This window comes from Cupriavidus yeoncheonensis (genome assembly GCF_905397275.1).
Lineage (GTDB): Bacteria > Pseudomonadota > Gammaproteobacteria > Burkholderiales > Burkholderiaceae > Cupriavidus > Cupriavidus yeoncheonensis.
Genome location: NZ_CAJPUY010000014.1, coordinates 1 through 14,310, shown reverse-complemented (window position 1 = coordinate 14,310; position 14,310 = coordinate 1). Strand labels below are relative to the sequence as shown.

Genomic DNA, 14,310 nt, shown 5'->3' with positions numbered 1-14,310 from the left:
GGCTTGTTCTTCTGGAATGAGCGAGGGCCGCGGCGGCCCTTGCGATGACAACAGGATTCAGACGCGTCCCGCACGGCGCGGTTCCGCGCCGCGCCCCTGCCGCCGGCCGGGTGACGCCGCCGCGCGGCTCAGCTGTCGGTCGCCAGCGCCGAAAGTGCCGTACGCAGCGCCGGCAGCCGGCTTGCCAGCTCGGCCACGCGCGCGGCATGCGCGGCATCGGCGGCGCGTTGCGGCGCGGCCCAGATTGCCTCGGGGAAATGCGTGTCCCAGCGGTAGCGCGGAATGATGTGCCAGTGCAGGTGCGGAACCATGTTGCCGAACGCGGCCAGGTTGACCTTGTCCGGCGTCATGACTTCGCGCACCACGCGCTCGACACGCGCCACCAGCCGCATCAGCCAGGCCTGGTCGCCGTCGTCCAGGTCGGTCAGCTCGGCCGCATGGTCGTTCCAGACAATGCGGCAGAACCCGGGGAAGCGGTCGTGCTCGACCAGGATCACGCGCGCGCGGTCGCCCATCCAGACGAGCTCGCCGCCGTCGGCTTCACACAGCGGGCAACCCGGTGCGCGTGTCACACCAGCACCCGCTCGATGCCGCCGGCATTGGCCTTGGCCACGTACTCGGGCATCCAGTTCTCGCCCAGCAGATGCTTCGCCATCTCCACCACGATGTAGTCCGCCTGTACCGAGGCATCTTCGTTGTAGCGCGACAGCCCCTGCAGGCACGACGGGCAGCTGGTCAGGATCTTGACGTCGCCGGTGAACCCGTCGGCGCGCAGCTTGTCGGCACCCTTGGTCATCTCCTCTTCCTTGCGGAAGCGGACCTGGGTCGAGATGTCGGGGCGCGTCACGGCCAGCGTGCCGGACTCCCCGCAGCAGCGCTCGTTCTTCTCGATCTTGCCGGCGCCCGCGTTGCCGCCCATCAGGTCATTGACCAGCTTGGTCGGGTCCATGGTCTTGATCGGCGTGTGGCAGGGGTCGTGGTACATGTAGCGCGTACCGGTCACGCCTTCGAGCTTCACGCCCTTTTCCAGCAGGTATTCGTGGATGTCGATGATGCGGCAGCCCGGGAAGATCTTCTCGAATTCATAGCCGGCGAGCTGGTCGTAGCACGTGCCGCAGCTGACCACCACCGTCTTGATGTCGAGGTAGTTCAGCGTATTGGCCACGCGGTGGAACAGCACGCGGTTGTCGGTGACCATCTTCTCGGCCTTGTCGTACTGGCCGTTGCCGCGCTGCGGATAGCCGCAGCACAGGTAGCCCGGCGGCAGCACGGTCTGCACCCCCACATGCCAGAGCATGGCCTGCGTGGCCAGGCCGACCTGCGAGAACAGCCGCTCCGAGCCGCAGCCCGGGAAGTAGAACACCGCTTCCGTCTCGGGCGTGGTCGCCTTCGGGTCGCGGATGATCGGCACGATCTCGTTGTCCTCGATGTCGAGCAGCGCGCGCGCGGTCTTCTTGGGCAGGTTGCCCGGCATCTTCTTGTTGATGAAGTGGATCACCTGCTCGCGCACCGGCGGCTTGCCCACGGTCGCGGGCGGATGCGCGGTCTGCTTCTTCGCGAACTTCTTCAGCACCTCGTTGCCCAGGCGCTGCGCCTTGTAGCCCCAGTCGATCATGACCTTGCGGGTCAGATTGATGGTCTCGGGGTTGGTGGCGTTCAGGAAGAACATCGACGCCGCCGTGCCGGGGTTGAATTTCTTCTGCCCCATCTTGCGCAGCAGGTTGCGCATATTCATCGACACATCGCCGAAGTCGATCTTCACCGGGCACGGCGTTGCGCACTTGTGGCACACCGTGCAGTGGTCGGCCACGTCCGAGAACTCGTCCCAGTGCTTGATCGACACGCCGCGGCGGGTCTGCTCTTCATACAGGAAGGCCTCGACCAGCAGCGAGGTCGCCAGGATCTTGTTGCGCGGGCTGTACAGCAGGTTGGCACGCGGCACGTGCGTGGCGCACACCGGCTTGCACTTGCCGCAGCGCAGGCAGTCCTTGACGCTGTCGGCAATGGCGCCGATGTCGCTTTGCTGCATGATGATGGACTCATGCCCCATCAGCCCGAACGACGGCGTGTACGCGTTGCGCAGGTCCGCGCCCGGCAGCAGCTTGCCCTTGTTGAAGCGGCCCTGCGGATCGACCTTCTGCTTGTAGGTGCGGAAGTCGCCGATCTCTTCCTCGGTCAGGAATTCCAGCTTGGTGATGCCGATGCCGTGCTCGCCGGAAATCACGCCGTCGAGCGAGCGCGCCAGTTCCATGATGCGGGCCACCGCGCGGTGGGCATCCTGGAGCATCTCGTAGTTGTCGGAGTTGACCGGGATGTTGGTGTGCACGTTGCCGTCGCCGGCGTGCATATGCAGCGCCACGAACACGCGTCCACGCAGCACTTGCTTGTGGATGGCCTGCGCTTCGTCGAGGATCGGCTTGAACTCGCCGCCATTGAAGATTTTGCGCAGCTCGGCGCGCACTTCGCCCTTCCAGGACACGCGGATGGTGCGGTCCTGCAGCAGGTGGAACACATTGGCACCGGGCTGCTGCACCAAGCGCGCGTCGAAGGCCTGGCCGAGCAGCCCCAGGCCATGCCCGATCAGCGACGCCTTGGCGCCAGCCAGCGGCGTGTCGAGGTGGTCCTGCAGGTAGCGCCAGCGTCCGCGGATTTCGCGCAGCAGCGTGAGCGCGTGCTGCACGCGGTCTTCGAGCAGCTCGGCGCTCGGGATCTCGTTGGCGTCGTCGCTGCGGCCCAGCGGCAGGTTGCCGCGCGCGAAGAAGGCCTCCAGCGCGTCGACCAGCGCGAGCTTGTTCTTGATCGACAGCTCGATATTGATGCGTTCGATGCCGTCGGTGTACTCGCCCATGCGCGGCAGCGGAATCACCACGTCTTCATTGATCTTGAAGGCGTTGGTGTGCCGTGCAATGGCGGCGGTGCGCGAACGGTCGAGCCAGAATTTCTTGCGCGCCTCGGGGCTCACGGCGATAAAGCCTTCGCCGCTCTTGCCATTGGCCATGCGGATCACTTCCGAGGTGGCACGCGCCACGGCGTCTTCATCGTCGCCGACGATATCGCCGATCAGCACCATCTTCGGGAAGGCGTTGCGCTTGCTCTTGGTGGCATAGCCGACCGCGCGCAGGTAGCGCTCGTCCAGGTGCTCAAGGCCGGCGAGGATGGCGCCGCCCGGCGTCCTGGATTCGTTGTCGAGGTAGTCCTTGATCTCGACAATGCTCGGAATGGCATCGCGTGCCTGGCCGAAGAACTCCAGGCACACGGTGCGGATGTACTTCGGCATGCGGTGCAGGATCCAGCGCGCGCTGGTGATGATGCCGTCGCAGCCTTCCTTCTGCACGCCGGGCAGGCCGGCCAGGAACTTGTCGGTGACGTCCTTGCCCAGGCCTTCCTTGCGGAACTTGCGGCCCTCGATGGCAAGCGTCTCGGTGCGCAGCACCTTCTCGCCCGGCGCACGGTTGCCGTCGGACCACTTCAGTTCGAAGGTGGCGACCGGCACGTCGTGGATCTTGCCGAGGTTGTGGTCCAGGCGCGTGACTTCCAGCCAGTTGCCTTCCGGATCGACCATGCGCCACCAGGCCAGGTTGTCCAGCGCGGTACCCCACAGCACGGCCTTCTTGCCGCCAGCGTTCATGGCGACGTTGCCGCCGATGCACGATGCGTCGATCGACGTCGGATCCACCGCGAACACCAGGCCGGCCTTGTCGGCGGCGTCAGCCACGCGGCGCGTCACCACGCCGGCGCCGGAGAAGATGGTGGCAACCTTGTGCGAGACGCCCGGCATGTCGGTCTGCTCGACCGGGCCGAGCTGTTCCAGCTTCTCGGTATTGATGACCGCGCTCATCGGCGTCAGCGGCACGGCGCCGCCGGTATAGCCGGTGCCGCCCCCGCGCGGGATGATGGTCAGGCCGAGTTCGAAGCAGCCCTTGACCAGCCCGGCGATCTCTTCCTCGCTGTCGGGCGTCAGCACGACGAACGGATATTCCACGCGCCAGTCGGTGGCGTCGGTCACGTGCGAGACGCGCGACAGGCCGTCGAACTTGATGTTGTCCTTCTGCGTGACGCGGCCCAGCACGCGCTGCGCGCGCTTGCGCAGGTCGTAGGCGGCGGCGAACTCGTTCTTGAAGTCCTCGATCGCCTGCTTGGCAAACGCGACCAGCTGCTCCACGCGGTGCGAGCGGTCTTCGGCGGCGGGCTCGGCGTGCTCGGCACGGTCGGCGGCGCGGCGCTTCTCGATCTCGCCCAGGCGGTGGTGCAGCGCGCTCACCAGCATCTGGCGGCGCTTGGGGTTCTCGAGCAGGTCGTCCTGCAGGTACGGGTTGCGGCGCACCACCCAGATATCGCCCAGCACCTCGTACAGCATGCGCGCCGAACGGCCGGTACGGCGCTCGCTGCGCAGTTCGTCCAGGATGCGCCAGGCCTCTTCGCCCAGCAGGCGGATGACAATCTCGCGGTCCGAAAAGGACGTGTAGTTATAGGGAATTTCACGCAGGCGCGCAGGGGCGTCCTGCGCGGCCAGCTTGGCGTCGAGCACGAGTGGGGCGTTCATGGGGGGACCGCTTCCTGCTGCGCACGGAAGGTGTGCGCCGATCGTTCATTAAAGGGCGATTGTACTGCATGGCGCGGTTTCGCCGCGCCGCAACATGGCACAACCCGAGTCGGAACAAGGGTTTAGCGCCGCTTTGTGTGCCGCCGGCCACATGCCGGTTCAGAACCAGGCCCTGAACATTTCAGCAATGTTGTGCCAAAAACTGTCCGGTATCCACAGCAGGCTGGCAGTCATGGCCAGATAGCGCAGGAATTTGCCGATCGCCATATAAACCAGGCTCGGCCAGAACGGCAGCCGCAGCCAACCCGCCAAAGTGCATAATGGATCACCAATAGCCGGCAACCACGATAGCAGCAGCGTGGGCGGGCCCAGCCGCCGCATCCAGTGGAAATAGCGCGCATCGAGCTTCGGCTTGGTGGGCTTGCGCACATGCTTCCGATGCTCCAGATGCTCTTGCTCGTGCTCGCGCTCCTGGCGCCGTTTGCGGTAGCGCACCAGCGCGAGCTTGGCCGCGTAGCCCAGCCACCAGTCGATGGCGCCGCCGGCGGTATTCCCGAGCGTGGCCACCACCACGGCCGGCCAGAACATGTGCGGGTTGAGCTTGATATAGCCGAACACCGCCGGTTCCGAGCCGAGCGGCAGCAGCGTGGCCGACACCAGGCTGACGACGAAGATGGCGGGCAGGCCCACCTTGGGGAGGGCGACAATGTCGAACAGCCAGTCGAAGAAGGCTTCCATGTCGTGGGGCTGGGTATCGGAGTCGTGCCAGGGGAGTGCCCGGGTGGCTTCAACCATTCTAGCCGTCCCCTTTCCGGGCGCGGGCAACCCGCATGGCAGCGCCGGGCGATTTGTGATTAACTGTTAGAGCCCGTCGCGGCCAGACGTTCGCCGGCCGCCGGGGGTTTTTCTCCCGCACGGCATTCGCCGTGGGCAGCACCGGCAGCACCAATATCACGAAATAGCCGTAGCAAACGGCAGTACCGCGTCGTGGCCAGTCCCGCGCTGTTCTTTCGGGTTTCTGGGAATTGGTCATGCGCGTCCACCCACATGGAGACAAGCATGGCGATTCCGATCCGCCTGACGGTCAATGGCAAGCCCGTTGACGCCCAGGTAGAACCCAACACCCTCCTGGTCCAGTTCCTGCGCGAACAGCTTCGCCTGACCGGCACCCATGTCGGCTGCGACACCGCGCAGTGCGGCGCGTGCACAGTCCACCTGGACGGACGCGCGATCAAGTCCTGCAATATCCTCGCCGTGCAGGCCGACGGGGCCCAGGTCACCACCATCGAAGGACTTGCCGGCACAAGTACCGGCAACGGCGCGCCCGCCATGCACCCGATGCAGGAAGCCTTCCGCGAATGCCACGGCCTGCAGTGCGGCTTCTGCACGCCTGGCATGGTCATGGCAGCGACCGCACTGGTGCAGGCACAGCCAGACGCCGATGCCACCGCCATCCGCCAGCAGCTCGAAGGCAACCTGTGCCGCTGCACGGGCTACCACAACATCGTCAAGGCCGTGCAGCAGGGCCAGGCCGCCATGCGCGCGGGCAGCGCCGCGAGCGCTGACGCACAGTAACGGAGCCCAGCCATGAACGCACCCGAATCGCAAAAGTTCGTCGGCACGGCGGTCAAGCGCAAGGAAGACTACCGCTTCCTGACCGGCAACGGCCAGTACACCGACGACATCGTCCTGCCGCAGCAAAGCTACGGCTATTTCGTGCGCTCGCCGCATGCGCATGCGCGCATCCGATCGATCGACAAGAGCGCCGCGCTGGCCTCGCCCGGCGTGATCGCCGTGCTGACCGGCGACGACATGGCCGCCGACAAGGTGGGCGGCCTGCCCTGCGGCTGGCTGATCCACAGCATCGACGGCTCGCCGATGAAAGAGCCGACCCACCCCGTCATCGCGCAGGGCAAGGCGCGCCATGTCGGCGACCAGGTGGCGCTGGTGGTGGCCGAAACGCTGACGCAGGCGAAGGATGCCGCCGAAAAGATCGAGGTCGACTACGAGGAGCTGCCCGCCGTCGTCAATGCCGCCGACGCCGCAGCCGCCTCGACGCTGGTGCACGACGACGTGCCGGCCAACACCTGCTACACGTGGGGCCACGGCGACAAGGCTGCGACCGATGCCGCCTTCGCGAAAGCCGCACACGTGACCACGCTCGATATCGTCAACAACCGGCTGATCCCCAACGCGATCGAGCCGCGCGCGGTCAATGCCAGCTACGCGCGCCAGGACGACAGCTACACGGTCTACGTGGCCAACCAGAACCCGCACGTGGAACGCCTGCTGATGGGCGCCTTCGTGCTGGGCCTGCCGGAATCGCGCCTGCGCATCATCGCGCCGGACGTCGGCGGCGGCTTCGGCTCGAAGATCTTCCTGTATCCGGAAGACGTAGCGCTGACCTGGGCCTCGAAAAAGGTCGGCCGGCCGATCAAGTGGACCGCCGAGCGTTCGGAGTCGTTCCTGACCGACGCGCACGGCCGCGACCACGTGACGAAGGCCGAGCTCGCGCTCGACAGCGACGGCAAGTTCCTGGCCATGCGCGTGCACACCACCGCGAACATGGGCGCGTACCTGTCGACCTTCGCCAGCAGCGTGCCCACCATCCTCTACGCGACGCTGCTGGCCGGGCAATACGCCACGCCCGCCATCTACGCCGAAGTGAAGGCGGTGTTCACCAACACCGCGCCGGTTGACGCGTACCGTGGCGCCGGCCGGCCGGAGGCCACCTATGTGGTCGAACGCCTGGTGGAAACCGCCGCGCACGAGCTGAAGACGGACCCGGCCGAGCTGCGCCGCAAGAACTTCATCCGCCAGTTCCCGTACGCCACGCCGGTTGGCCTGACCTACGACACCGGCGACTACGAGCCCTGCCTTGCGCGGGCACAGGAGCTGGCCGACGTGAAGGGCTTCCCGGCCCGCCGCGACGAGGCTAAGCAGCGCGGCAAGCTGCGCGGCCTCGGCTACTCCTGCTACATCGAAGCGTGCGGCCTGGCGCCGTCGAACATCGCCGGCGCACTCGGCGCGCGCGCGGGCCTGTTCGAGGTCGGCGAGATCCGCGTGCACCCGACCGGCTCCGTGACCGTGTTCACCGGCTCGCACAGCCATGGGCAAGGCCACGAAACCACCTTCGCGCAGATCGTGGCGGACCGGCTCGGCATCGCGCTGGAAGCGGTCGAGATCGTGCATGGCGATACCGGCCGCGTGCCGTTCGGCATGGGCACCTACGGCTCGCGCTCGCTCGCGGTGGGCGGCTCGGCGATCATGAAGGCGCTCGACAAGATCGAGGCCAAGGCCAAGAAGATCGCCGCGCATCTGCTCGAGGCTTCCGATGCCGACATCGAGTTCAGCAACGGCGTGTTCCGCGTGGCCGGCACCGACCGCACCAAAACGTTCGGCGAAGTCGCGCTGACCGCGTACGTGCCGCACAACTACCCGCTCGACAAGCTGGAGCCTGGCCTGAACGAGAACGCGTTCTACGACCCGACCAACTTCACGTATCCCTCGGGTGCCTATGTGTGCGAGGTGGAGGTCGATCCGGACACCGGCGAGTCGCAGGTGGTGAAGTTCACCGCCGTTGACGACTTCGGCAACATCATCAACCCGATGATCGTCGAAGGCCAGGTACACGGCGGCATCGGCCAGGGCCTCGGCCAGGCCATGCTGGAGCAGTGCATCTACGACCGCGACAGCGGCCAGCTGCTGACCGGCTCCTACATGGACTACGCCATGGCGCGCGCGGGCGACCTGCCCGACTTCACCGTGGAAACGGCCAAGGGCACGCCCTGCACGCACAACCCGCTCGGCGTAAAGGGCTGCGGCGAAGCCGGCGCCATCGGCTCTCCGCCGGCGTTCATCAACGCGCTGGTCGATGCGCTGTCGCCGCTTGGCGTGAAGGACCTGCAGATGCCCGCCACGCCGCACCGCGTATGGCAGGCCATGCAGGCCATCCAGGCCGCCCAGCCCTGAGCCCGCCGACGAACCGTAAAGGAAACCGACATGTACGCATTCCAGTTTGAACGCGCGGCGGATGCCAAGGCGGCCGTCGCCAAGCTCAAGGCCGATCCGGACGCCAAGTTCCTGGCCGGCGGCCAGAGCCTGCTTGCGGCAATGAAGCTGCGGCTTGCCGCGCCCTCGACGCTCATCGACGTGGCCCGCATTCCCGGCATGGCCGACATCCGCGTCGAAGGCAACGAAGTGGTGATCGGCGCCGCCGCGCGCCATGCCGACGTCGCTGCCAACGCCGACGTACGCCAGCGCATTCCCGCACTGGCTGCGCTGGCCGACGGCATCGGCGACCGCCAGGTACGCGCGATGGGCACCATCGGCGGCTCGCTCGCCAACGACGATCCCGCCGCGTGCTACCCCGCCGCCGTGCTCGGCCTGAACGCCACCGTGGTCACCGACCGCCGCACCATCACCGCCGACAACTTCTTCAAGGGCCTGTACGAAACCGCGCTGGCGCCCGACGAGCTGATCACCGCCGTGCGCTTCCCGGTGCCCGAGAAAGCCGCCTACATCAAGTTCCGCAATCCGGCCTCGCGCTTCGCGCTGGTCGGCGTGATGGTCGCGCGCACCGGCGGCAACGTGCGCGTCGCCGTCACCGGCGCGGCCGACAGCGTATTCCGCTGCCAGCCGCTGGAACAGGCGCTGGCAGCAAACTTCACGCCAGCGGCGGCGAAGGCGGCAAAGGTCGATCCATCACGACTCAACGCCGACCTGCACGCATCGGCCGAGTACAGAGCCCACCTGATCCCGGTACTGGCGGCGAGGGCGGTAGAGGCCGCCGGATAGCAACCGGCTGCAACGCGGACGCCGCTCAACAAGAATGGCGACACAAGCCACGCAGCCTGAACCGCGATGGTTTGGTTGTTCTCTCCCCCTTGAGCGGCGCCTCGCGCTGGGCCGGCTCCGCGGTCGTCCGGGGCGTAGCCCCGGACAAGCTCGCGCAGTGTCTGAGCGGCCGTTCAGGCCGCGAGTTTTGCGCGAGCGCCGCGGAGCCGGCCCAGTGCGAGGGGGTGTCGCCGATCACGGGGTCGCCTTTCTTGCTTCTTCTTTGGCGAGACAAAGAAGAAGTAGCCTCCCAAGGAGGCTATGCCTGGGGCGCCAAGCCAAGCAACAACGCATGAAGTAACGACTCGCGACACGCTGCAAATGCAACCCACCTCCATCGACCACACCCAGTCCCTCCTGCAATCCCATCAATACTTCGCCGACCGCGAAACCGCGACGGTGCTGTACCTCGCCCTGCGCATGCAGCGCCCCCTGTTCCTCGAAGGCGAACCCGGCGTAGGCAAGACCGCCCTGGCGCAGGCCATGGCCGAAGTCATGGGCACGCGCCTGCTGCGCCTGCAGTGCTACGAAGGCCTCGATGCGGCCAGCGCCCTGTACGAGTGGGACTATCCGCGCCAGATCATGGCCCTGCGCGTAGCCGAAGCGCGCGGCGAGCGCCCCGAAGCCCAGTCGCTCTATCACGACGATTACCTGCTCAAGCGCCCGCTGCTCGAAGCCCTGCTGCCAGACCCCGCCGCGCCCGGCGCGCCGCGCGTGCTGCTGATCGACGAGATCGACCGCGCCGATGAACCGTTCGAAGCGTTCCTGCTGGAGATACTGTCCGAATACCAGGTGTCGATCCCCGAAATCGGCGTGATCCGGGCCGAGCGGCCCCCGCTGATCATCGTCACGTCCAACCGCACGCGCGAGGTGCACGACGCGCTCAAGCGCCGCTGCCTGTACCAGTGGATGGGCTATCCGCAGCGCGACCGCGAACTGCAGATCGTCGCCGCGCGCGCGCCGGAAGCCGCCGCGCGGCTGCAGGCACAGGCCGTCGATTTCATCCACCGGCTGCGCGGGATCGACCTGTTCAAGGCCCCTGGCATCGCCGAGGCCATCGACTGGTGCCGCGCATTGTCCGCACTCGGCGTGACCGAGCTGGACCCCCAGTCCGTGCGCGACACGCTCGGTGTGCTGCTCAAGTACCAGGACGACCTGGCCCGCGCCGATGGCCCCACCGTGGCCGAACTGCTCGCGGGCACACCGGCCGCCGCGACCTGATCCATGGCCACGCTGCACCCTGCCCGCGCCGGCAAGCCCGGCCCCGCCCTGCCGGTGCTGGCACGCAACGTCGCGCATTTCATGCGCCTGCTGCACGACGGCGGCTTCGCGCTGTCGCCCGCGCATTCGGTCGACGCGCTCGATGCGCTGCAATACGTGGATATCGGCCGGCGCGGCGACGTCCGCGCGGCGCTGGCCGCGCTGGTGCTGTCGGGCCCCGACCAGCGGCCACTGTTCGACGCCGCGTTCGACCTGTTCTGGCGCGACCCCGACTGGGAAGGCAAGCTGCGCGCGATGCTGCTGCCGCGCGTCGATGCCGGCGCACCGCCGCCGCGTCGCAGCAACCGCCTTGCCGACGCCCTCGCGGCACGCCAGCCCGACCTGCCCGCGCGGCCGCAGCAGACGGAAGCGGAACGCATGGCGGTACCGCTTACCTTCTCGGACCAGGAACGTCTGGCGCAGCGCGATTTCGAGACGCTGACCGCGCAGGAATGGCGCGCGCTGCAGCATCTTGTGCGCAAGCGCCGCGCGCACCTGGCCATGGAACGCACACGCCGGCTGCGTCCGTCCAGCAACGGCACCCACGCCGACCTGCGCGCCAGCGCGCGCCTCGCGGTACGCCAGCACGGCGAATGGCTGCGCTGGAAATACCGCCGCCACGCCGAGCGCAAGCCGCCGGTGGTGCTGCTGCTCGACATCTCCGGATCGATGAGCCAGTACTCGCGCGCGGTGCTGTACTTCTGCCATGCCCTGACGCTCTCGCGCGAGCGGCTGTCCGTGTTCCTGTTCGGCACGCGGCTCACCAACATCACGCGCGCCCTGCGCGAACGCGACCCGGACGAGGCCGTGGCCGTCATCACCGGCCAGGTGCGCGACTGGGCCGGCGGCACACGCATCGGCGAGGCGCTGGCGAGCTTCAATCGCCAATGGGCTCGCCGCACGCTGTCCGGACGCGCCACGGTGCTGCTGGTCACCGACGGGCTCGACCACGAACACATCGACCTGCTGGGCCAGGAGATGGCGCGGCTGCGGCGCTTCGCGCACCGCATCATCTGGCTCAACCCGCTGCTGCGCTACCCGGGCTTCACGCCGCAGGCGCGCGGCGTGCAGGCCATCCTGCCGCATGTGGACGCGCTGCGTCCGGCGCATAACCTCGACAGCCTGCTCGCGCTGCAGACCCTGCTGTCCGAACCGGGCGCCGGCACGGCCTTCGTTTCACCTATGAAATAAATCACGCAGACAAGGAGCCCGCCCCATGGAAATGAACCAGAGCCAGCGCCTGCCGGTGCCCCAGCAAGTGGCATGGGAAGCGCTCAACGACACGGCGCTGCTCAAGCAGTGCATCCCCGGATGTGAGAGCATCGAGCCTGACGGCGAAAATGCCTACCAGCTCGCCTTGACCGCGGCGGTCGGCCCGGTCAAGGCGCGCTTCAAGGGCCGCATGGCGCTGCAGGACATCCAGGCGCCGGACAGCTACACCATCCAGTTCGACGGACAGGGCGGTGCGGCCGGGTTCGGCAAGGGGTCCGCGCGCGTCACGCTGGAACCTGACGGCGACGAAACGGTTCTCACGTATGCGGTCAACGCGCAGGTGGGCGGCAAGATCGCGCAGATCGGCTCGCGGCTGGTAGACGCCGCGGCGCGCAAGATGGCGGAGGCCTTCTTCACGCGTTTCACCGAGGCACTGGCCGCGCCGGCGCCCGAGGAAGCCGAACCACAACAAGACGCCGCCCCCGATGGCGGCGAGACGCAAACAACAGAGGAACCCAAGCGGAAGCGATCATGGACAGCGTGGATCTCGAAGTCCTGAGAAGCAGCGTACGGTGGCAGCAGGAAGGCCACCGCGTACTGCTGGTCACGGTAGTCAGGACCTGGGGCTCGTCGCCCCGCCCCGAAGGCGCGATGCTGGCCGTGCGCGATGACGGGTACGTCGTCGGCTCGGTTTCCGGCGGCTGCATCGAAGACGATCTCATCGACCGCGTGCGCCGGCTCGGCATCACCGCGGATCACCCCGAATCGGTCAAGTACGGCATCAGCGCCGAGGAAGCCCACCGCTTCGGCCTGCCGTGCGGCGGCACCATCGAACTGGTGACCGAGCCGCTCGCCCCGGCCAGTGGCATCGCCGAACTGCTCGACGCCGTCGAGAACGGCCGGCTGGTGACGCGCACGCTCGACATGGCAACCGGCAGCGCCACGCTGGGCCCGGCCGAGGCCACCGATGGCCTGGCCTTCGACGGCCAGACGCTGCGCACCATCCACGGCCCGCGCTATCGCATGCTGGTGATCGGCGCGGGGCAGTTGTCGAAGTACCTGTGCCAGATTGCCGTGGGCCTGGGCTTCCAGGTCACCGTGTGCGACCCGCGCGAGGAATACACGGAAACGTGGGACATCCCGGGCGTGAGCATGGTGCGCACCATGCCCGACGACACCGTGACGGAGATGAACCTCGACGAGCGTTGCGCGGTGATCGCGCTGACGCACGACCCCAAGCTCGACGACCTGGCGCTGATGGAAGCGTTGCGCACGCGCGCGTTCTACGTCGGCGCGCTGGGCTCGCGCCGCAACAACCAGGCGCGGCGCGAACGCCTCAAGGAATTCGACCTGAACGACGTACAGCTGGCCCGCCTGCACGGCCCGGTCGGCATCTTCATCGGCAGCCGCACGCCGCCCGAGATCGCGATCTCCATCCTGGCCGAGGTGGTGGCCGCCAAGAACCACGTCTCGCTGCCCGACATCCTCCAGGTGGAAGGCGCCAAGGCGGCGCGGGAAATGGCCGCCGGCACCGGCAGCAGCTGCAGCACCTGAGGATGCGCCATGAACGCCGCCCGCAATGCTCCCCTGATCAAGACCGACCTGCCGACCGGGATCCTTCTGGCGGCCGGGTTCGGCCGGCGCTTCGACGCCAACGGCCAGCGCAACAAGCTGCTGGAAAAGCTGCCTGACGGCCGCACCATCGCCTGGCGCAGCGCGCGCACCCTGGCCGCCGCGCTGCCCGACTCGATCGCCGTGATCCGGCCAGGGAATCCCGCGCTCGCCGAGGAATTGCGTCGCGGCGGCTGCCGGGTGGTCGAAGCCGCCGAGGCCGAGGCCGGCATGGGCGCCGCGTTGCGCGCCGCCGTTGCCGCCACGCCAGAGGCGCACGGCTGGGTCGTGGCGCTCGCCGACATGCCGTGGTTGCCGATGGAACTGGTCAGGGCCGTGGCGCTGACCATCACCACGCCCGACACCATCGCCGCGCCGTGGCGCAACGGGCAGCGCGGGCATCCGGTTGGATTTGGCGCGGCCTGGCGAGAGGAGTTGCTCAGGCTCGACGGCGATGAGGGGGCCAGGGCGCTGCTGAAGGCGCAGCCGGTGACGAGGATCCTGACGGAGGATGAGGGGGCGTTCAGGGATGTGGATTTGCCGGGGGATGTGAGGTAGGTGTTGGGTTGTTGTTCTTGGCTGGCGCCGCTGTTTGGCCGGCGTAGCCGGCAGAGTTTTGATTGGTGTGTCGCGCTTGGCATGCGCTGCTGTTTCGCCGGCGTAGCCGGCGGGGGTTTTGATTGGTTTGTCGTTCTTGGCAGATGCCGCTGTTTCGCCGGCGTAGCCGGCGACTTACTCTTATATGAACGCGCCCCGGTTTGCAAGGTAAGACGAACATGCTGGCTTGAGCAGGACTGGTTGCAGACTTATATCCGGCCTTGCGGTGCAGGCGAGCCTGCGGGCCTTCA

Annotated in this window: 11 protein-coding genes; 8 read left to right on the top strand and 3 right to left on the bottom strand. The window is 67.5% G+C overall.

Translation table 11 applies throughout. The features are described 5' to 3' along the window. Positions 1–128: 128 nt before the first annotated feature. The 3 genes from KHO22_RS19360 to KHO22_RS19350 all read right to left on the bottom strand — a co-directional run bounded on the left by KHO22_RS19360 (position 129) and on the right by KHO22_RS19350 (position 5,281). Positions 129–572, bottom strand: coding sequence for an HIT family protein (locus tag KHO22_RS19360; protein WP_211948790.1), 444 nt, complete (start codon positions 570–572; stop codon positions 129–131). Then, positions 569–4,543 carry a DUF3683 domain-containing protein gene (locus KHO22_RS19355; protein ID WP_211948789.1) on the bottom strand — a complete coding sequence of 1,325 codons (3,975 nt, stop codon included), beginning with the start codon at positions 4,541–4,543 and terminating at the stop codon, positions 569–571. Before KHO22_RS19355 ends, KHO22_RS19360 begins: the two co-directional genes overlap by 4 nt. Before the next feature lie 159 nt (positions 4,544–4,702). Further along, positions 4,703–5,281 (bottom strand): YqaA family protein, encoded by a 579-nt coding sequence (locus KHO22_RS19350; protein WP_211948943.1) that lies wholly within the window; start codon positions 5,279–5,281, stop codon positions 4,703–4,705. A 321-nt stretch (positions 5,282–5,602) separates the two neighbouring features. Between KHO22_RS19350 and KHO22_RS19345 the strand changes: the two genes are divergently transcribed. The 8 genes from KHO22_RS19345 to KHO22_RS19310 all read left to right on the top strand — a co-directional run bounded on the left by KHO22_RS19345 (position 5,603) and on the right by KHO22_RS19310 (position 14,020). After that, complete coding sequence (locus tag KHO22_RS19345; protein WP_211948788.1) at positions 5,603–6,118, top strand: (2Fe-2S)-binding protein; 516 nt, start codon at positions 5,603–5,605, stop codon at positions 6,116–6,118. Positions 6,119–6,130: 12 nt separating this feature from the next. Beyond that, positions 6,131–8,515: a xanthine dehydrogenase family protein molybdopterin-binding subunit gene (locus tag KHO22_RS19340; RefSeq protein WP_211948787.1), complete on the top strand. Its 2,385-nt coding sequence runs from the start codon at positions 6,131–6,133 to the stop codon at positions 8,513–8,515. 30 nt (positions 8,516–8,545) lie between these two features. Then, the gene (locus KHO22_RS19335; RefSeq protein ID WP_211948786.1) at positions 8,546–9,340 is read left to right on the top strand and encodes an FAD binding domain-containing protein; all 795 of its coding nucleotides are present in this window, start codon (positions 8,546–8,548) and stop codon (positions 9,338–9,340) included. A gap of 360 nt (positions 9,341–9,700) precedes the next feature. Further along, positions 9,701–10,600 carry an AAA family ATPase gene (locus KHO22_RS19330; RefSeq protein ID WP_211948785.1) on the top strand — a complete coding sequence of 300 codons (900 nt, stop codon included), beginning with the start codon at positions 9,701–9,703 and terminating at the stop codon, positions 10,598–10,600. Between the two features lie 3 nt (positions 10,601–10,603). Further along, complete coding sequence (locus tag KHO22_RS19325; RefSeq protein WP_211948784.1) at positions 10,604–11,830, top strand: vWA domain-containing protein; 1,227 nt, start codon at positions 10,604–10,606, stop codon at positions 11,828–11,830. Between the two features lie 25 nt (positions 11,831–11,855). Further along, a complete protein-coding gene (locus KHO22_RS19320) occupies positions 11,856–12,410 on the top strand; it encodes an SRPBCC family protein (RefSeq protein ID WP_211948783.1) in 555 nt (184 codons plus the stop codon). Then, positions 12,383–13,405, top strand: coding sequence for an XdhC family protein (locus KHO22_RS19315; protein ID WP_211948782.1), 1,023 nt, complete (start codon positions 12,383–12,385; stop codon positions 13,403–13,405). The genes KHO22_RS19320 and KHO22_RS19315 overlap by 28 nt, the downstream gene beginning before the upstream one ends. A gap of 9 nt (positions 13,406–13,414) precedes the next feature. Then, a complete protein-coding gene (locus tag KHO22_RS19310; protein ID WP_211948781.1) occupies positions 13,415–14,020 on the top strand; it encodes a nucleotidyltransferase family protein in 606 nt (201 codons plus the stop codon). The last annotated feature ends 290 nt before the right edge of the window (positions 14,021–14,310 follow it).